This is a genomic window from Pseudomonas sp. RIT-562, assembly GCF_026241895.1.
In the GTDB taxonomy this organism is placed as follows: domain Bacteria; phylum Pseudomonadota; class Gammaproteobacteria; order Pseudomonadales; family Pseudomonadaceae; genus Aquipseudomonas; species Aquipseudomonas mandelii_F.
Window position 1 is genome coordinate 26083 of sequence record NZ_JAPJIV010000006.1, and the last position, 17153, is coordinate 43235.

Consider the following 17153-nt stretch of genomic DNA (forward strand, 5'->3'; position numbering starts at 1 on the left):
CTTGCTCCCACAGGCACCAATACCTGTAGGAGCGGGCTTGCCCGCGATGCTTTTAGATTCTAAATTTGATAATTCTTCAATTCTCGGGCAATCACCATCCGCTGAATCTCGCTCGACCCCTCATAGATCTGGGTGATCCGCGCATCGCGGTAATAGCGCTCAACCGGGTAATCCTCCAGATAGCCATACCCGCCATGGATCTGCATCGCCGAAGAGCAGACCTTCTCGGCCATTTCCGAAGCAAACAGCTTGGCTTGCGACGCCTCCGACAGGCAGGGTTTGCCGGCGCTGCGCAGACGCGCCGCGTGCAGGATCAACAGGCGTGCCGCGTTCAGGCGCGTCTGCATGTCGGCCAGCAGGTTGGCGATACTCTGGTGCTCGATGATCGGCTTGTCGAACTGTACCCGACCCCGGGCATAGTCCAGCGCTGCCTCGAACGCCGCGCGGGCGATTCCCAGTGCCTGGGCGGCGATGCCGATACGCCCGCCCTCGAGGTTCGACAGGGCAATGGCCAGGCCCTTGCCGCGCTGGCCCAGCAGGTTAGCCTCGGGAATGGTGCAGTTGCTCAAGGTCACCGCACAGGTATCGGAAGCGCGAATGCCCATCTTGTGTTCGGTGCGATCAACGATGAAACCGGCGGTCTCGGTCGGCACCAGGAAGGCTGAGATACCGCGCTTGCCGAGGTCCGGGTCGGTCACCGCGAACACGATCGCCAGCTTGGCTCGCTTGCCGTTACTGACAAATTGCTTGGCGCCGTTGATCACCCACTGGCCATCGCGCAGTTCAGCACGAGTACGCAGGTTGTGCGCTTCGGAACCGGCCTGGGGTTCGGTCAGGCAAAAACAGCCAATGGCTTGCCCGCTGGCCAGGTCCGGCAACCAGGTCTGCTTCTGTTCCTCGGTGCCGAAGTTCAGCACCGGCCCACAGCCGACGGAGTTGTGAATGCTCATCAGGGCACCGGTGGCGCCGTCACCGGCGGAAATTTCTTCCACCGCCAGCGCATAGGCCACGTAGTCAACATAAGTGCCGCCCCATTCCTCAGGGACCACCATGCCCAGCAGGCCCAATTCGCCCATCTTGGCCACCAGGGTGTCGTCGATCCAGCCGGCCTTTTCCCAGGCCTGGGCATGGGGCGCGATCTCGCCGCGGGCAAAATCCCGGGCCATGTCGCGGATCATCACTTGTTCTTCGCTCAATTCGATATCGTGCATGGCTCAGCTCCCACTCTGCTCGAAGCCTTCGAAGAAACTCGCCACATGCCCGGCGCTCAGCGCTTGCAGCGTCGGCGGGTTCCAACGGGGGGTCTTGTCTTTGTCGATCAGCAAGGCGCGCACGCCTTCGATCAAGTCGCCACGCTCGAACCACTGGCGGTCCAGGTGCAGCTCAAGGGCGAAGCAGTCTTCCAGACTCAGGTGGCGACCACGGCGCAGCATTTCCAGGGTCACCCCCATGGCCAGCGGCGAGCGGGTTTCCAGCAGGTCAGCGGTCGCCAGCGCCCAGTCGTGGCTGTCAGCTACCGTTACCGCCCGCAGTTGCTCAACCATACTCGGCACATCGGGCAAGGCGAAGAAGTGGTCGATGGCCGGGCGCAGGGCAATCAGTGGCGCATCGGGCAGTTGTTGCACTGCGAGCCCGGCGAGGACGCCTTGCAGGTCCTTGAGCGGAGCGTCGTGCCATTCCATCTGATCGAGCTGTTCGTCCAGCGCAGCAATTTTATCGCTGGCCAGGCACCAGTTGGCGAGCCCGCAATACAGCGCATCGGCTGCACGAATCTGTACGCCGCTGACGCCCAGGTAGATCCCCAATTCCCCAGGAACCCGAGACAGGAAGTAGCTGCCACCGACGTCCGGGAAATAGCCGATACCCACTTCCGGCATCGCCAGGCGGCTCTTGTCGGTGACCACCCGCAGGTCGGCGCCTTGCACCAGGCCCATGCCGCCACCGAGGACAAAACCATCCATCAGGGCCAGGACCGGTTTGCGGTAGTGGTGGATGGCGAGGTCGAGGGCATATTCCTCGACGAAGAAATCCTGATGCAGCGAGTCGCCGCTTTTGAAGCTGTCGTACAGCGAGCGAATGTCACCGCCGGCGCAGAAGGCTTTTTCACCGGCGCCGCGCAGGACTACGGCGTGTACGGCAGCATCCTGCGCCCAGGCGTCGAGCTGGCGCTGCAGGTTGCGCACCATGTCGAGGGTCAGGGCGTTGAGACCGGCGGGGCGATTGAGGGTCAGGTGACCAATGTGGTTGCGTACTTCAGCCAGGACATCGTTTTGTGTGGCATCCATGGGCTGAATAACCGGAGAAGAAACCTCAGCAGTCATCACTAACTCCCTGCTTTTATTGTTCTTTATTGAGAAGCTCGCACGCGAGCGATCCCGGATCGTACCAGTGCAAATTTGTGATGTACAACCGGGATATGTGCAGGTCCAGTCTGCAGATATGCATGCAGGGTTGTTTGCCGGTTATTCGGACCGAGCGTTGAACACATCGCCGATGCTGCGCCGCCGGGCGTGCACTTCACTGGCATGAATCAACTGCTCGAGGTCTTCGGGAGTGACGTCGTAGAAGGCTTCCAGGTCTGCCAGGGCCAGCTTCAGATCCTCGGCGGTGATGGCCTGGCTGTCGACTACGGCGGGGCCGGCGGGCACTGCCACGGGTGGCTCAGCAGCACGTTTGGGATAACGAATGCGCGTCAGGTTGTTGTAGAGCAGGGCGCACAGCAGCAGGGTCGCCGCGCCAAGCATGACCGGCCCCAGGGCTTGCCAGTCCATTGCGATGGTCGCAGGGTCGGCCAACACCAGGGTCAGCGCCAGGGCACCCGCTGGCGGATGCAGGCAACGCAGCCAGCACATCAGCACCAGCGCGATGCCCGCCGCCATGCACGCACTGGTCAATGTTCGACCCAGCACGTGAGCCACCAGCAACGCCACCACTGCGGCGCTCAGGTAACCGCCGAGAATCGACCAGGGCTGGGCCAGGGCACCGGAGGACACCGCGAACAACAGCACGGCCGAAGCACCCAGCGGCCCGATCAGATGTTGTGCCACTTCGATCCCGAACACTTGGCTGCACAGCCAGACGGTAAACAGTGTGCCGATGGCCATGCCAATCGCGGCGCGGCTCCATTCGGTGGGGCGAGTATTGATAGCGGCAGGTAACCAGCGAGCAAGCATGAGTCAAACGATCCGTTGAAAAGCCAGGCGAAAAAAAAGGCTCGGCTGGAAACCCAGTAAGCCCTTGAAGGTGTTCCAACTGTTGGGGGAGGAACGTGCACAGTTTGCCTTGTGATCTCATTACTGACAAATTCATATAAATGCAGCTTCAGTGCATTTATATTGATAACTAACCACCGCCCCGGTCAATTTGTAGGAGCTGGCGAAGCCTGCAACGCAAGATCACGACTGCTGCGTCCGATCGCGGCCCAAGCCGAACGCAGCCTTCGGCAGCTGCTACACAGTCCGCAGGCGCCCCTATCTGTTGTAGCAGCTGGCGAAGCCTGCGTTGGGGCGCGAAGCGGCCCCTGGTTCCACCCCAGAATCACGACTGCTGCGTCCGATCGCGGCCCGAGCCGAACGCAGCCTTCGGCAGCTGCTACACAGTCCGCAGGCGCCCCAATCTTTTGTAGCAGCTGGCGAAGCCTGCGTTGGGGCGCGAAGCAGCCCCTGGTTCCACGCCAGAATCACGACTGCTGCGCAGCCGAACGCAGCCTTCGGCAGCTGCTACACAGTCCACAGGCGCCCCTATCTTTTGTAGCAGCTGGCGAAGCCTGCGTTGGGGCGCGAAGCGGCCCCTGGTTTCATGCCAGGATCACGACTGCTGCGCAGCACAGGCCGGATGATTTGACTTTTAACGCTGCGGCCGGCAGGGTTGGGAGCCCCTTCGGGGCACGTCGAGCAATTGCGCTGCTCTCGCTGCTACGCTCTTCGAACCTTTTTTGTGTTCATTACACTGATTTCACTCAAGGCCGTTCCGTTTGACTGACTTACCCGCTAGCGCCGCTCCAAAGGCCAATCCGCTGACCGTCTACCTGGCGCGATTGGCGCCCTCCAGCCAACTGACGATGCGTTACGTCCTGCAGGATGCCGCCGATCGCCTGGGATTCGAAGACATGAATGTCGAGGAGATTCCCTGGCATCAATTGCAGCCGGAGGACGTGGTTGCCCTGGTTGCCGCCCTGCGTGAGGACGGTTACGCGCCCAATACCTCGTCGCTGTATGTCAACGCGGTACGCGGGGTGATGAACGAGGCCTGGCGCATGAGCTTGATCAGCCAGGAGCACCTGTTGAAAATGCGCTCGGTCAAAGGCATCGCGGGTACGCGGCTGTCCCAGGGCCGAAACTTGCGTCGCTCGCTGATCCAGGAGCTGATGGCGGTGTGCGCCGCCGACCCCAGGCCCCAGGGCCTGCGCGATGCAGCCATCATCGCGATTCTGTATGGGTCGGGGATGCGCAAGTCGGAATCGGTCAACCTCGACCTCGGCCAGGTTGATTTCGCCGAGCGCAGCCTGCGAGTCACCGGCAAGGGCAATAAGCAACTGATCAAATATGCCCCGACCTGGGCCTTCGCCAAGCTCGACGCCTGGCTCGAACTGCGCCGCTCGCAGCTCAAGGAGGGCGAGGTGGATGACCCGTTCCTGTTCAACCGAATTCGCCGTGGCAGCCATATCACCCGCGAGCGCATCACCAAGCATGCGATCTACTACATCGCCCGCCAGCGGGGCGCGCAGGTCGGCGTAAAGATCATGCCCCATGACTTTCGGCGCTCGTTCATCACCCGGGTTATCGAAGAGCATGACCTGTCGATCGCGCAGAAACTGGCCCACCACAGCAATATCCAGACAACTGCCAACTACGACGTGCGAGACGACAACGAGCGGCGGCGAGCAGTGGATCGGTTTGACTTGTAGGAGCAAGCTCGCTCCTACAGGGGTTAGTTTGCAGGACAGGTATTCTGCGAGCTACTGGCCGCCTGGCTGATCACCGCAGCCAGGCGCTTCACGTTGTTCTGCTGAGCCGCCACCAGTTCGTCAATCGACGGCCCCGAAGGGGTTTGCAAAGTGCTGCGGCAGGTGAGGGCGCCATTCTCGCCGGGGCCGGCGTCGCGCAGGCGCCATTTCACGTCGATCAGCCCGTATTGACCGGGAATCGAATCAAAGCGCTGCACCTCCAGCCGCACCGAGATCTTGCGCTTGGGGTTGCTGTTGACCATCTGGTCGAGCAGTGCACTGCGCAACTCATCCACCAGGCTGGCGCCCCACCACTGGGTTTCAAGAATGGCGATGCCGGTATTGCCCTGGCGCACGACGATCTGCGGGCGATCGACCTGGGGCGGTACAGTCAGCGATTCGACCTGGATCTCTGCCGTGGAGCGCGAGTTGGCGTTCATCTGCGCCGGGATCAAGGTGTGGAAGTGAATAGGATCACTGCGGCAGGCGGCGAGTAATGACAGCGCCGCCAACAGGGTGATCTTCAGTGGAAAAGCCATGGGTGATGCTCCTGTGGTCATTTGCTCGGCGGCCCTTGCAGGTCGATAGGCGCGGCGTTGTTAGGGCGGCCGCGAATCAACGATTCGGGGTGGCGTCCCAGGTAGTCCGCCAGGTCACGCAAGGAACGCGAGGTACGGCCCAGATCGTCCAGGGTTTCGGAAAGTTGCTCACGTTGCGGCGAGTCTTCGGCCAGCGTCGAGTTCGCCGACTGCAAGGTCTTGCTGACGTCCGCCAGGGTGCTCTGCACGCCAGGCAGGGTCTTGGCATTGAACTGGGTCAGGCCCTTGCGCAATTCGACCAGGTTGGCATCGAGGTTGTTGGCGATCCTTTCGATCGGCAGCTTGTTGATCTTGTCGACCATCGCCTCCAGCTTGCCCTGGATCTCTTCCAGGCTGCCAGGAATAGTCGGGATGCTGACGGGGCGGGCACTGGCATCGAACGCGACCTTGGGCGCCTTCGGATAGAAGTCCAGCGCGATGTACAACTGACCGGTCAGCAGGTTGCCGCTGCGGGCCTGGGCGCGCAGGCCATTCTCGACGAAGGTGCCCATCAGGCGTATACCCGCAGCTTCATCGTTGGGGTCGTGACTGAGCACCTTGAGCATCTTGGTATGCGCTGTGCCGAGGCGCTGCGGGTAAATGACGATGCCGACGTTCACCGGGAAGGTGCGTTTCTGCGCATCGAAGTCGAGGTTGACCGAGACCACCTTGCCAAACTCCGTGCCGAGGAATTCCACCGGCGCACCCACCTTCAACCCACGCAATGCCTGGTCGAAACGCAGGCTCAGGTACTGCGGCTTGCCATTGGGCGGGGCGAGGGCAGTCTGCTGGTCGGGGAACAGCTCGTAGGCATATTCTTCTGCGGCAGGTTTGTCGTCGGGACTGTACTCGGGTGCGCGAAAGGCGATCCCGCCAACCAGCAGGGAGGACAACGACTCGGTCTTCAGCGCAAAACCGTTGGCACCGACACTCACATCAATCCCGCTGGCGTTCCAGAACCGGGTGTTTTCCGTGACGTAGGCATCATTGGGCGAGTGCACGAACACATCGATGTTCACCCCTTTGCCATCGGCGTCCAAGGCATAGGCCACCACCTGGCCAACCGGGATCTTGCGGTAGTAGACCGGCGAACCGATGTCCAGCGAGCCCAGGTCCTGGGTGTGCAAGGTGAAGCGCTTGCCCGGTTCGCCGTAGGTGATCGGCGGCGGATTTTCCATGCCCTTGAAGTTCTTCGCCCGGGCGTTGGCCTGGCCAATGTCGGCGCCGATGTAGTCGCCGGACAGCAGGGTGTCGATACCCGACACACCGCCCGCGCCGATGCGCGGGCGCACGACCCAGAATTTCGAGTCCTCACGAGTGAAGCTTTCTGCCTGCTTGGCCAGTTTCACCGTGGCATTGACACTCTTCTGGTCGCCACTGAGTTCCACGTCCGAGACATGGCCGATGACCACGTTGCGGTACTTGACCTCGGTCTTGTTGGCCGTCAGCCCGTCACCCGTCTTGAACGTGATAGTGATGGTCGGGCCTTCCTGGAGGATGCTGTGCACCACCAGGGAAATACCCACCAGCACCGCCACGATCGGCACGATCCATACCAGCGAAACGCTGAACCTGCGGGTCTTGATCGGGGCCTGGCCGGGGGCCAGGGGCCCGTCAGTGACTTGCGACTTCATCCATGACCTCCTCGTTATGCGGCTCTTCCCGCTTTTCATTCCAGATCAGGCGCGGGTCGAAACTCATCGCCGCCAGCATGGTGAACACCACCACCAGGCCAAAAAACAGAATACCCGGCCTCGGCTCGATATCGGCCAGGGCCTGAAATTTCACCAGTGCGGCCACTAGCGCCACGACGATGACGTCGAGCATCGACCAATAGCCGATCACCTCGACAAATCGGTACATCTTCGAACGTTCCTGGCGTGCCCACAGGCTGTTGCGCTGCACAGTCACCAGTAGCAGCGTCAGGGCCACGAACTTGATGCCGGGCACCGCGATACTGGCGATGAAGATGATCAGGGCGATGTCCCAGGCGCCAGCCTCCCAGAACTCCAGGACGCCACTCATGATTGTGCTGTCGGCGCCATTGCCGACCATCTTGGTGTTCATCACCGGCAGCAGGTTGGCGGGGATGTAGAACACCAGCGAAGTCAGCAGGTAGGCCCAGGTGCGGGTGAGCGAGTTGGTCTTGCGCCGATGCAGCGGCGCACCACAACGCTCGCACTCATGGGGTTCATGCGTCATGTCGCACGCCAGGCCACAACTGTGGCAGAGGCATAAGTTGAGTTCGCTCGCTACCGGAGGTCGGCTCATAGGGTGTCCCACAGGTCACGCACGTCGCGCCCGGCGATGCGGATCATCATCAGGCTGAGCACGGCGAGGGCGAACAGGCCAATGCCGGGCAGTACGTCGAGCAATCCTGCCAGCTTGATCACCGCGACCATTGCGCCCAGCAGGCAGACTTCGAGCATGCTCCAGGGCCGCAGGGTTTCCAGCCAGCGCATGCAGAACTTGAACCCAGGGCAGCGCTGGTGGGAGAGGGCAAAACCGAGCACCCAGATCAGCAGCACCAGTTGGATGATGGGCGCGATGATCATGGCGATCGCCGCCACCATGGCGATAAAGGTAATGGGGCCTTGGCTCAGGGCCAGCACCGAATCCCACAGCGTGGCACTGTTTTTCAGGCCTTTGAGGCTGATGCTCATCACCGGGTAGAAATTGGTAAAGACCCACAACACCAGCGCGGTCAGGCTCAACGCCAGGCGCTGTTCGATGGTCAAGCCGTTATAGCGCTGGAGCACGCCGCCACAACGTGAGCACAGGGTTTTCTGATGTTTGGCGAGCGTCACTTTTTCATACACGCAGTCGCAATGCTCGCAGATGATCAGCTGGTCGGTCGAGGCCATGGGTCGCGCTCAATCGGAGGGATAAAGGCAGAGCACATCCTCAATATAGAGGTGAGTGGCGAATCGGCAAATCGAAACGCGTAAATGATACCGCGTTATCGTTCATCGTCCGAATCGCAGCACATCTGACATCTTCATTGCCCGACCCGACGCTTTCGCGAGCAAGCCCGCTCCCACAGGGTTCCAGTGAATCCTTGTGAGAGCGGGCTTGCTCGCGAAAGCGATATTCCAGACGCCGCAGAGTTAGCCGACCAACTCACGTACTCGATACCACAACATCCCCAACGCCAGCAGCGGCGAGCGCAGCATCGGTCCGCCCGGGAAGGTCATGTGCGGCACCGCGCTGAACACATCGAACCCTTGGCTGTGCCCGGCATGAATTGCTTCACCCAGCAGCTTGGCGCACCAGTGAGTCACGTTCAGCCCATGCCCGGAATAACCCTGGGCATAGAACACATTCGGGTGCTGGCTGAGGCGACCGACCTGGGGAAAGCGATTGGCGCTGATGCCGATCTTGCCGCCCCATTGATAATCGATGCGCACATCCGCCAGTTGCGGGAACACTTTGAGCATCTGCGGACGCATGTAGGCCGCGATGTCTGCCGGGTCACGTCCCGAATAATGACAGGCGCCACCAAACAGCAGGCGTCGATCAGCCGAGAGCCGGTAGTAATCCAGCCCGACTTTCTGGTCGCACAACGCCAGGTTGTTGGGGATCAAGGCACTGGCCGCTGCAGCCGTCAGCGGCTCGGTGGCAATGATGTAGCTGCCGGCGGGCAGCACTTTGCCGCTGAGTTTCGGCTCCAGTTCATCCAGGTGCGCATTGCACGCCAGCACCAGCCGGCCCGCGCGCACCGTGCCACCGGCGCAGCGCACCTGCACCGTGTCGCCATGGATCAACTCCAGCACCGGGCTCTGCTCGAAGATCCGCACACCAAGGGAGGCCGCCAGCTGCGCTTCGCCGAGGATCAGGTTGAGCGGATGCAGATGGCCCGAGCCCATATCCACCAGCCCGCCGGCGTACACCGTGGAGTTCACCACTTCCTGGCGAATCTGTTCGGGGCCCACCAGACGGGTTTCATGGGCGTATCCGGATTCCTGCAGTTGCTGCTGCTCGACCTTGAACGCGCTGAACTGCGCCTGGGTGTTGGCCAGCTCGCAAAAGCCCCAGCGCAGATCACAATCGATAGCGTGTTGGCCAATGCGCTGGCGCACCAGCTCCACGGATTCAGTGCCGGCACGCTCCAGATATCGCACGCCTTCGGCTCCCACATGACGGGCAAACCCGCTGACGTCATGGCCGATTCCGCGGATCAACTGCCCGCCATTACGTCCGCTGGCACCCCAGCCGATCCGCCGGGCTTCGATCAGGATTACCGATAACCCACGCTGGGCCAGTTCGATCGCGGTATTGACCCCGGTAAAACCGCCGCCGATCACACACACATCGGCGACCAGATCAGTCGTCAGGCTAGGGTAGGGCGTCAGGCCCCGGGCCGTGGCGGCGTAGTAAGAGTGCGCATGTTCCTCGGTGTACTGATTCATTTGTTGGACTTCACTTTGCTCCACGAACGAGTCATCAGCCGCATGATCGCCTGGGGCGGGGTGGTCGAGATGTAGAGCTTGTCGAGCACAGCCTGAGGCGGGTAAACCTCAGGGTTGTTCACCAGCTCCGGGTCCATGAATTGCTTGGCGTCAGGGTTGGGGTTGGCGTAGCCGACCGAGGCGCTGACCTTGGCGATCACTTGCGGGTCGAGCAGGTAATTGATGAAGGCGTGGGCTTCTTTCGGGTTACTGGCGTCGGCTGGAATCGCCAGCAAGTCAAACCACAGGTTGGCGCCTTCCTTGGGAATGGCGTAGGCAATGTTCACGCCGTTCTTGGCCTCCTTGGCGCGATTGGCTGCCTGGAACACGTCGCCCGAGTAACCGAAGGCCACGCAGATGTCGCCGTTGGCCAGGTCCGATACGTACTTGGAGGAATGGAAATAGGTGATGTAGGGACGAATGCTGAGCAACTTGGCTTCGGCTTTTTTGTAATCCTCGGGGATTTCGCTGCGCGGGTCCATGCCCATGTAGTTGAGGATGGCCGGGAACACTTCGTCCGCCGAGTCCATCATCGATACGCCGCACTGGCTGAGCTTTTTCAGGTTTTCCGGTTCGAACAGCACAGCCCACGAGTCGATGCGATCGATGCCCAGCACTTGCTTGACCTTGTCGACGTTGTAACCGATGCCGTTGGTGCCCCACAGGTACGGCACCGAATGCTCGTTACCCGGGTCGTTCTTTTCCAGCAGGGCGAGGAGCTTGGGGTCCAGGTGCTGGTAGTTGGGCAACTGCGCGCGATCGAGCTTGAGGAACGCGCCGGCCTTCACCTGACGGGCCAGAAAGTGGTTGGACGGTACCACCACGTCATAGCCGGTCCGCCCGGCGAGCAACTTGCCTTCCAGGGTTTCGTTGGAATCGAAGACGTCATAGATGACCTTGATCCCGGTTTTCGCCTGGAAGTCGACGAGGGTGGTCTCGCCGATGTAATCGGTCCAGTTGTAGACACTGACGGATGGCTGGGCCTGGGCTATCGCGCTGAACAGCAAGGCCAGCGTGGCCGGAACCACGGATTTCAATAGACGCATTCGACACCTCTTGGAGTTGTTGGATTTTTCAGGTGTTTCTCTAGTGTTCTTGAGGCCTCATCGCGAGCAGGCTCACTCCTACAGGTGCACGCATCCCCCTGTAGGATTGAGCCTGCTCGCGATGGGATTTCAAAGACGACTAATCATTAAACGCTGAACAGCAGGAACTCCCGCTCCCAGGAACTGATCACCCGCTTGAAGTTCTCGTGTTCCGCACGCTTGACCGCGACATACCCGCGCACGAATTTGCTGCCCAGGACCTTCTCGATGGTTTGGCACTCTTCCATCTGAGTCAGCGCTTCCTCGATGGTGATCGGCAGGCGCAGGTTGCGTCGCTCATAGGCGCGCCCCTCCACCGCAGCGCTCGGTTGCACGCCTTCAACCATGCCCAGGTAGCCACACAGCAGACTGGCGGCAATCGCCAGGTATGGATTGGCGTCAGCGCCTGGCAGGCGGTTTTCCACGCGCATTGCCTCGGGGCTCGAAGTCGGCACTCGCAGGCCGACGGTGCGGTTTTCCTCGCCCCATTCGACGTTCACCGGAGCCGAGGTGTCCGGCAGGAAGCGGCGGAATGAGTTGACGTTGGGTGCGAACATCGGCAGCACTTTGGGGATGTATTTCTGCAGGCCGCCAATGTGCTGCAGGAACAGTTCGCTCATCTTGCCGTCGGCATCGACGAAAATCGGCTGCCCTGTGGCGATGTCGACCACGCTCTGGTGAATGTGCATGGCGCTGCCGGGCTCATCGCCGATCGGCTTGGCCATGAAAGTGGCCGCGACATTGTGCTTGAGCGCCGCTTCGCGCAGGGTGCGCTTGAACACGGTGATCTGGTCTGCGAGGTCCAGGGCGTCACCGTGGCGGAAGTTGATTTCCATCTGCGCCGGGCCGTCTTCATGAATCAGCGTGTCGAGGTCCAGGCCCTGCAGTTCGCACCAGTCGTAGACATCTTCGAACAGCGGATCAAATTCGTTGGCGGCATCGATGGAAAACGACTGCCGGCCACTTTCCGCACGGCCCGAGCGACCCAGTGGTGCCTTGAGCGGCAAGTCCGGGTCTTCGCAGCGCTGGGTCAGGTAAAACTCCATTTCTGGCGCGACAATCGGCCGCCAGCCTTTGTCGGTGTATAGCTGCAGGACTTTTTTCAGCACGTTGCGCGGCGACAGTTCAATCGGGTTGCCGAACTTGTCGAAGGTGTCGTGGATCACGATGGCGGTCGGCTCGATGGCCCATGGCACCACGTAAACTGCATCGGCGTCAGGCTTGCAGACCATGTCGATATCGGCGGGGTCGAGCAGGTCGTAGTAGATGTCGTCGTCGACAAAGTCCCCGGTCACCGTTTGCAACAGCACACTTTCCGGCAGGCGCATGCCTCGCTCATGCAGGAACTTGTTGGTGGGTGCAATTTTGCCGCGTGCAATGCCGGTCAGATCGCTGACGACGCACTCGACTTCGGTAATCTTGTGATCTTTCAGCCAAGTGGACAGCTGATCGAAAGGGACATTCATACAGACCTCGTTATTGGATTTATTAACGCCGGGGAGGGCGGTTTGATCCACCACACACTTCCCCTGGGACGCGTTGGCGACTATCTTGGGCGAGCCTTGCAGTTCCATCTATCCACTTTCAGCAGCACAAAAACGCACCAAACGAGTGCGTAGGGTTCACCCATGACAGTGTCCAGTCCTTTACACGTTCAAGCGTTCAATACCGCCGATGTGGCCGAACAGATCCGTGCCACGCCCGGCTGGGTGCAGCAGTACCAGCAGATGTCACCGGGGCATTTCGCCGGGCGCGTGCGCTACCTGGACCTGCAGGGCGTGGAGATTTACGAGGAGCAGATGAACACCCGGGTCGAGCAAAATTTCAGCGCGCCCGAGGGGTCGCTGGCGTTCTGTTTCGATCGCAGTGACAACGCGTTGTATGTGCTCAATGGCGAGAGTCGCAACATCTGGATCACCCCGGAGAACTACCAGGAGATCGCCGTGGTGTTCGGCCCCGACTTCGTGCGCCGGCACGGCCTGAACGTGGCCAGGCTCGAGGGGCTGTTTCTCGCGCCGTTGAATTCAGGGCAGAACGCCTTGTTCAGTCGCTGGCTCAGCAGCACCTTGACCCAGCTGGCCCAGACCCTTGATCCGCCGAGCAAGGAAGCGCTGACCCAGCAGTTGCTGGAGGACTGCCTGTACCTGCTCGACAATGCCAGTGTGTGCCTCGACCACGGCGGCCTGCAGCGCCGCACCGAGGAGCGGGCGGTGATGAAGCGTATTGGCGAGTGGGCTGCGGATTCGCCGGAGGAAACCCTCAACCTGCTGGAACTTGCCCAGGTCGCCGGGGTGTCGTTGCGCCAGGTGCAGCACGCGTTCAAGGCCTACACCGGCATGACCCCGACCCACTGGCTGCGCTTGCGCCGCCTGAACAGCGCGCACCGCGAGCTGCTTAAGTGCACGCCTATGCAAACCACGGTTGCTGAAGTCGCGATGAAGTGGTCGTTCTGGCACCTGGGACGGTTTTCCAGCAGCTATCGGGCGCTGTTCAGGGAGCTGCCGAGCGAGACGCTAAAGCGTAGCAGTCGGTAGCAGCTGGAGAACTGTGGGAGCAAAGCTTGCTCGCGATTGGGGGCCTGCATTCAATATTGATGGTGTCTGACTCATCGTAATCGCGAGCAAGCTTTGCTCCCACAGTTCGCCTGCTGCTACAACGGATGCCTCACACCGTCGGGGCCGGGGTGGCCAGTGCGATTCCCGCCGCACCTAAGCGCTTCAAGATCTCGAACAACAGATCACTCTTGGTCGCAGCAACGATCCTCGGGCTGCTGACGTAGCCTGTGACTGTCAGCGTGATTCCCTCGGGGCTGAGTTTGCTGAAACGCACCATCGGCGGTGGCTTGTCGAGAATGGTTTCGTGCTCGCAGTAGGTGTCATACAGCAGGTTGCGCACCTGCTCGGGGTCGATGTCCAGCGGGAAGGTCAGCTCCAGGCTGGCCACGCCTTGCGCGCTGCCGCCCAGGGTCACGTTGCGCAAGTTCTGCGAGATCAGCTGCGAGTTGGGGACGATGACGATCGAACGGTCGCTCAGCTGAATTTCCGTGGCCCGCACGTTGATCCGGCGAATGTCGCCTTCCACTCCGCTGATACTGATCAGGTCGCCCACCTTCACCGGGCGCTCGGTCAGCAGGATCAGGCCGGACACGAAGTTCTTCACGATCTCCTGCAAGCCAAAGCCAATGCCGACCGACAGGGCACTGACGATCCACGCCAGGTTGGTCCACTTGATTCCCAAGGATGACAGCGTCAGCAGAATCACCAACGCATAGCCGATGTTGGCAAACAAGGTGCTGAGGGACGCGCACATGCCCGGGTCCATATTGGTCTTGGGCAGGAACTCGTTATCCAGCCAGCGGCGCAACGAGCGAATCAGGTAGATGCCGATCAGCAGCGCCAGCACCGCATTGAGCAGATGCGCCGGCACCACGTTGAGCTTGCGCAAGCCATCGCCGCCAAGAATCGCGACCACCTGGGTGAACAATTGCCCCAGCGTGACCCCGACGCCGCCGACGAACATCGAAATCACCGCCAGCAACAGCAACGCCGCGCGACTGGCGCCGGACAGCACGATGGAAACTTGCTCCAGGCGCGTATCACCAATGCCGAGCAGTTGTTTAAGCGCCTTGCCGCTGGGGCTCTTGGCGGAAAACAGGTATTCACAGCTGTCCTTGACCAGCTGGGTGAGCAGGTAAAAACCGGACAGGACCAGGAATCCCCAGACCAGCTCATAGGTGATGAAGCGGGCCAGGGAGACGTAGCCGATCAACAGGGCGAACAGCGAGATCACCATGGCCACGGTGGCAGCGGAATAGATCAGCCCCGCCAGCGTGGTACTGGCCTCCGGTGAGTCGCCGGTCACCGCCACGGCCCTGCGGGCAATACTGGCTCGGCGAAACAGCATGGCGAACAGCAGTGTGACGATCAGGGCAATGACCCCGCGCCCCAGCAATATGGCCGAAGAGCTCATGCCGCTGACATTGGTGATTTGGGCCAGGCCGACCAGTACCAAAAGGGTACAGGCCAGCATCCTCGGAAACGGTTCGAGGGCATGGGCCACGGGATCGGCAATGCTCGGCAGCCGCCACGACGGATGCGCAGTCGACAACAGCGCTCGACTCAACCCGGTAATCATCACGCACAGATAAATCAGCTTCTCAAACTCGTCGGCGAAGTTCTGCAGCATGGGCGTTAGCGGGAGCTGGCGAGTGAGTGCATAGAACAGCAACTGCATCGCCAGCGCGGTGGTCAGCACCGTGGCGATCACTGATGCCAGGGCTAGGGAACTGCGCCGCAGCCGCCCCTCAGGCATGCGATGAATGCACAGCCAGGTCAATCCGCGATCGGCCACCCTGCGCCCCCAGGTCCAGATGGCCAAAGCCAGCACGATCACCAGCAGGTTGACCAGGCGGTTTCCCGGTTGCCAGGCGGCTGCAAGGGTGCCTTGCGTCTGATCGACAAATTCACTCAAACGCTGGCGATCATCCTTGCGCGGGTTAAGCAACGGCGACCAGAACTCAGGCCCCAGGATGCTGCCGCTGCGCAGGGTGACTTCGCTTTCGAGCAGACTGCGACGAATGCCGGCGATCTGCGTAATGAGCCCGGCAGCACTGCTTCTGAGCGCAGCCAAGGTGTTGAGGCTGGCATCGATCCGGCGCTTTTGCTCGGACAGATAGGCCCTTTGAGTGGCGATTTCGGACGTGTCGGCGACCACTTCCCCCGCAGACACCGGCCCCAGCACATCCAGTTGCGCCTGCAGTTGCTTCTGCTCGGGGAGCAGAGACGACTGCAAGTTGTCGACGTCGTTGATATACAGCTGCACGGAGTCCTGCAGGCCGACCATCAGGCTCAGGTTATTGGCCTGGGAGACCTGCTGCTTGATACGATCCAGGCGAATCTGCAACTCCTGCAGGTCACTCTGGGACACCGCAAACGACGAAGTACCGCTGTCAGCAGTGACCAAGGTCGCCTGTTCAACAGCCCAGAGCCGCCCGGTGCTGGCTTGCAACAGCATCAACAGGCTAAAAAGAATCCACTTCAATGCGTTACTCATAGACGCGTCCCGCCCCCTCGCTGTCCATAGCCTGCGTCCCCCGGCGATCAACCGGTGGGCTCCATTTGACAGCGCATGGTCGCCGAGCCCGGCTTCTGGAACAACACCTCGTCACCACTTTGCGAAAAACTGTAGTAGCCGCTGTTGTCCTTACCGCTGTAACGCAGCCCCGCACCCGCCGGTTCCTGGTTAAGCGTGATGGCAGAGTTGGCCCAGCTCAGATAAACCACGCCGGGGTCAGCGTTGAAGTAGGTCGCGGCGATCAGCGCGTTCAGTCCCGCGCAGCGAATCGCCACAGGTCCTTCGGTCAGGCGGTCCGGGTCCTTGGTCCTGACGATGGCCGAGCCCTGGCGCAACTGATGGGCGCGCTCGGCATAACGAGCCACTGTGCAGGCCTTGGGATCGGCCTCGGTGAAACACTGGTTGCGCTTCAGCGTCCAGATCTGCTGTTCGGAGTCGACTTTCTCCGGGCGCGGAACCGAGCGCTCATCGGTCAGCGCCAGCCGATACAGGCGATTGAGTTCCCGGTCCATGCCCGCCAGTTGCGCATCGCGACAGATGAGTTTCTCCACCGGCGCAGTAGCGCCGGCGCAATCGAAGCTGGTTTTAAACAGCGGGGCAGGGGTTGCAGCCTTGGCGCACAGGCTTATCGCCGCGCTGGCAACGAACAGACAGGTGCAGATACCCGTGAGCGTTTTCATGATCGATCCAGGTTAATTGGAGATCGGCACCACCACGGACAGCCAGGCGTTCCAGCCTTCCGGACGATTCTTCGCATCAAACTCGTAATAGCCCTTGAGGTTGGTGTACCCGAGGTCCTTGCCCACCTTGAAAAAGTGCCCGACCTGCGGTCCGACCGCGCTGACCCGCGACTTTTAATCGCCGAGTACCGCGCCGCTGCCGCTGTCGCCCGTAATTTGATGGTAGACGTAACCGACCAGGCCCAGGTGCGTCTGCTTGGCATTTACTACTTTTTGTCATCGGGACTACTCGTTCCTTGGTCGGAAATGCGCTCGCACAGACTTTTATAGTAGACACACACTGC

At 61.0% G+C, this 17153-nt stretch carries 14 protein-coding genes and 1 pseudogene; 2 read left to right on the forward strand and 13 right to left on the reverse strand.

The features are described from left to right. Nucleotides 1-59: 59 nt before the first annotated feature. The 3 genes from ORL50_RS09895 to ORL50_RS09905 all read right to left on the reverse strand — a co-directional run bounded on the left by ORL50_RS09895 (nt 60) and on the right by ORL50_RS09905 (nt 3173). The gene (locus ORL50_RS09895; protein WP_266013359.1) at nt 60-1211 is read right to left on the reverse strand and encodes an acyl-CoA dehydrogenase family protein; all 1152 of its coding nucleotides are present in this window, start codon (nt 1209-1211) and stop codon (nt 60-62) included. Nucleotides 1212-1214: 3 nt separating this feature from the next. Further along, nucleotides 1215-2321: an enoyl-CoA hydratase/isomerase family protein gene (locus tag ORL50_RS09900; RefSeq protein ID WP_266013362.1), complete on the reverse strand. Its 1107-nt coding sequence runs from the start codon at nt 2319-2321 to the stop codon at nt 1215-1217. A 141-nt stretch (nt 2322-2462) separates the two neighbouring features. After that, on the reverse strand, nt 2463-3173 hold the full coding sequence (locus tag ORL50_RS09905; RefSeq protein WP_266013365.1) for an HPP family protein: 711 nt from the start codon (nt 3171-3173) through the stop codon (nt 2463-2465). An 887-nt stretch (nt 3174-4060) separates the two neighbouring features. Between ORL50_RS09905 and ORL50_RS09910 the strand changes: the two genes are divergently transcribed. Then, nucleotides 4061-4906 carry a site-specific integrase gene (locus tag ORL50_RS09910; protein ID WP_266013959.1) on the forward strand — a complete coding sequence of 282 codons (846 nt, stop codon included), beginning with the start codon at nt 4061-4063 and terminating at the stop codon, nt 4904-4906. 23 nt (nt 4907-4929) lie between these two features. On the opposite strand, the gene ORL50_RS09915 is transcribed toward ORL50_RS09910, so the two are convergent. The 7 genes from ORL50_RS09915 to ORL50_RS09945 form a co-directional block, all read right to left on the reverse strand. After that, complete coding sequence (locus ORL50_RS09915; protein WP_266013368.1) at nt 4930-5484, reverse strand: PqiC family protein; 555 nt, start codon at nt 5482-5484, stop codon at nt 4930-4932. 17 nt (nt 5485-5501) lie between these two features. After that, on the reverse strand, nt 5502-7157 hold the full coding sequence (locus tag ORL50_RS09920; RefSeq protein WP_266013371.1) for a PqiB family protein: 1656 nt from the start codon (nt 7155-7157) through the stop codon (nt 5502-5504). After that, complete coding sequence (locus ORL50_RS09925; protein WP_266013374.1) at nt 7138-7794, reverse strand: paraquat-inducible protein A; 657 nt, start codon at nt 7792-7794, stop codon at nt 7138-7140. The genes ORL50_RS09920 and ORL50_RS09925 overlap by 20 nt, the downstream gene beginning before the upstream one ends. Further along, on the reverse strand, nt 7791-8387 hold the full coding sequence (locus ORL50_RS09930; protein WP_266013377.1) for a paraquat-inducible protein A: 597 nt from the start codon (nt 8385-8387) through the stop codon (nt 7791-7793). Before ORL50_RS09930 ends, ORL50_RS09925 begins: the two co-directional genes overlap by 4 nt. A 243-nt stretch (nt 8388-8630) precedes the next feature. Next, nucleotides 8631-9932, reverse strand: coding sequence for an NAD(P)/FAD-dependent oxidoreductase (locus tag ORL50_RS09935; protein ID WP_266013380.1), 1302 nt, complete (start codon nt 9930-9932; stop codon nt 8631-8633). Then, the gene (locus tag ORL50_RS09940) at nt 9929-11017 is read right to left on the reverse strand and encodes a polyamine ABC transporter substrate-binding protein (protein ID WP_266013383.1); all 1089 of its coding nucleotides are present in this window, start codon (nt 11015-11017) and stop codon (nt 9929-9931) included. Before ORL50_RS09940 ends, ORL50_RS09935 begins: the two co-directional genes overlap by 4 nt. Nucleotides 11018-11163: 146 nt before the next feature. Further along, complete coding sequence (locus tag ORL50_RS09945; RefSeq protein ID WP_266013386.1) at nt 11164-12522, reverse strand: glutamine synthetase family protein; 1359 nt, start codon at nt 12520-12522, stop codon at nt 11164-11166. A gap of 162 nt (nt 12523-12684) precedes the next feature. Between ORL50_RS09945 and ORL50_RS09950 the strand changes: the two genes are divergently transcribed. Then, nucleotides 12685-13590, forward strand: a complete 906-nt coding sequence (locus ORL50_RS09950; protein WP_266013389.1) for a helix-turn-helix domain-containing protein — start codon at nt 12685-12687, stop codon at nt 13588-13590. Between the two features lie 130 nt (nt 13591-13720). On the opposite strand, the gene ORL50_RS09955 is transcribed toward ORL50_RS09950, so the two are convergent. From ORL50_RS09955 to ORL50_RS28960, 3 genes and pseudogenes are all read right to left on the reverse strand, one after another. Further along, the gene (locus ORL50_RS09955) at nt 13721-16108 is read right to left on the reverse strand and encodes a DUF3772 domain-containing protein (RefSeq protein WP_266013392.1); all 2388 of its coding nucleotides are present in this window, start codon (nt 16106-16108) and stop codon (nt 13721-13723) included. Nucleotides 16109-16155: 47 nt separating this feature from the next. Beyond that, a complete protein-coding gene (locus tag ORL50_RS09960; RefSeq protein WP_266013395.1) occupies nt 16156-16809 on the reverse strand; it encodes an MliC family protein in 654 nt (217 codons plus the stop codon). Nucleotides 16810-16821: 12 nt separating this feature from the next. Further along, a pseudogene (locus ORL50_RS28960) lies at nt 16822-16971 on the reverse strand (phenol degradation protein); the annotation flags it as partial. Between the last annotated feature and the right edge of the window lie 182 nt (nt 16972-17153).

Coding starts and splice junctions, on each gene's coding strand:
- ORL50_RS09895 (WP_266013359.1), bottom strand. CDS start 1,211: ATGCACGATATCGAATTGAGCGAAGAACAAGTGATGATCCGCGACATG.
- ORL50_RS09900 (WP_266013362.1), bottom strand. CDS start 2,321: ATGACTGCTGAGGTTTCTTCTCCGGTTATTCAGCCCATGGATGCCACA.
- ORL50_RS09905 (WP_266013365.1), bottom strand. CDS start 3,173: ATGCTTGCTCGCTGGTTACCTGCCGCTATCAATACTCGCCCCACCGAA.
- ORL50_RS09910 (WP_266013959.1), top strand. CDS start 4,061: ATGCGTTACGTCCTGCAGGATGCCGCCGATCGCCTGGGATTCGAAGAC.
- ORL50_RS09915 (WP_266013368.1), bottom strand. CDS start 5,484: ATGGCTTTTCCACTGAAGATCACCCTGTTGGCGGCGCTGTCATTACTC.
- ORL50_RS09920 (WP_266013371.1), bottom strand. CDS start 7,157: ATGAAGTCGCAAGTCACTGACGGGCCCCTGGCCCCCGGCCAGGCCCCG.
- ORL50_RS09925 (WP_266013374.1), bottom strand. CDS start 7,794: ATGAGCCGACCTCCGGTAGCGAGCGAACTCAACTTATGCCTCTGCCAC.
- ORL50_RS09930 (WP_266013377.1), bottom strand. CDS start 8,387: ATGGCCTCGACCGACCAGCTGATCATCTGCGAGCATTGCGACTGCGTG.
- ORL50_RS09935 (WP_266013380.1), bottom strand. CDS start 9,932: ATGAATCAGTACACCGAGGAACATGCGCACTCTTACTACGCCGCCACG.
- ORL50_RS09940 (WP_266013383.1), bottom strand. CDS start 11,017: ATGCGTCTATTGAAATCCGTGGTTCCGGCCACGCTGGCCTTGCTGTTC.
- ORL50_RS09945 (WP_266013386.1), bottom strand. CDS start 12,522: ATGAATGTCCCTTTCGATCAGCTGTCCACTTGGCTGAAAGATCACAAG.
- ORL50_RS09950 (WP_266013389.1), top strand. CDS start 12,685: ATGACAGTGTCCAGTCCTTTACACGTTCAAGCGTTCAATACCGCCGAT.
- ORL50_RS09955 (WP_266013392.1), bottom strand. CDS start 16,108: ATGAGTAACGCATTGAAGTGGATTCTTTTTAGCCTGTTGATGCTGTTG.
- ORL50_RS09960 (WP_266013395.1), bottom strand. CDS start 16,809: ATGAAAACGCTCACGGGTATCTGCACCTGTCTGTTCGTTGCCAGCGCG.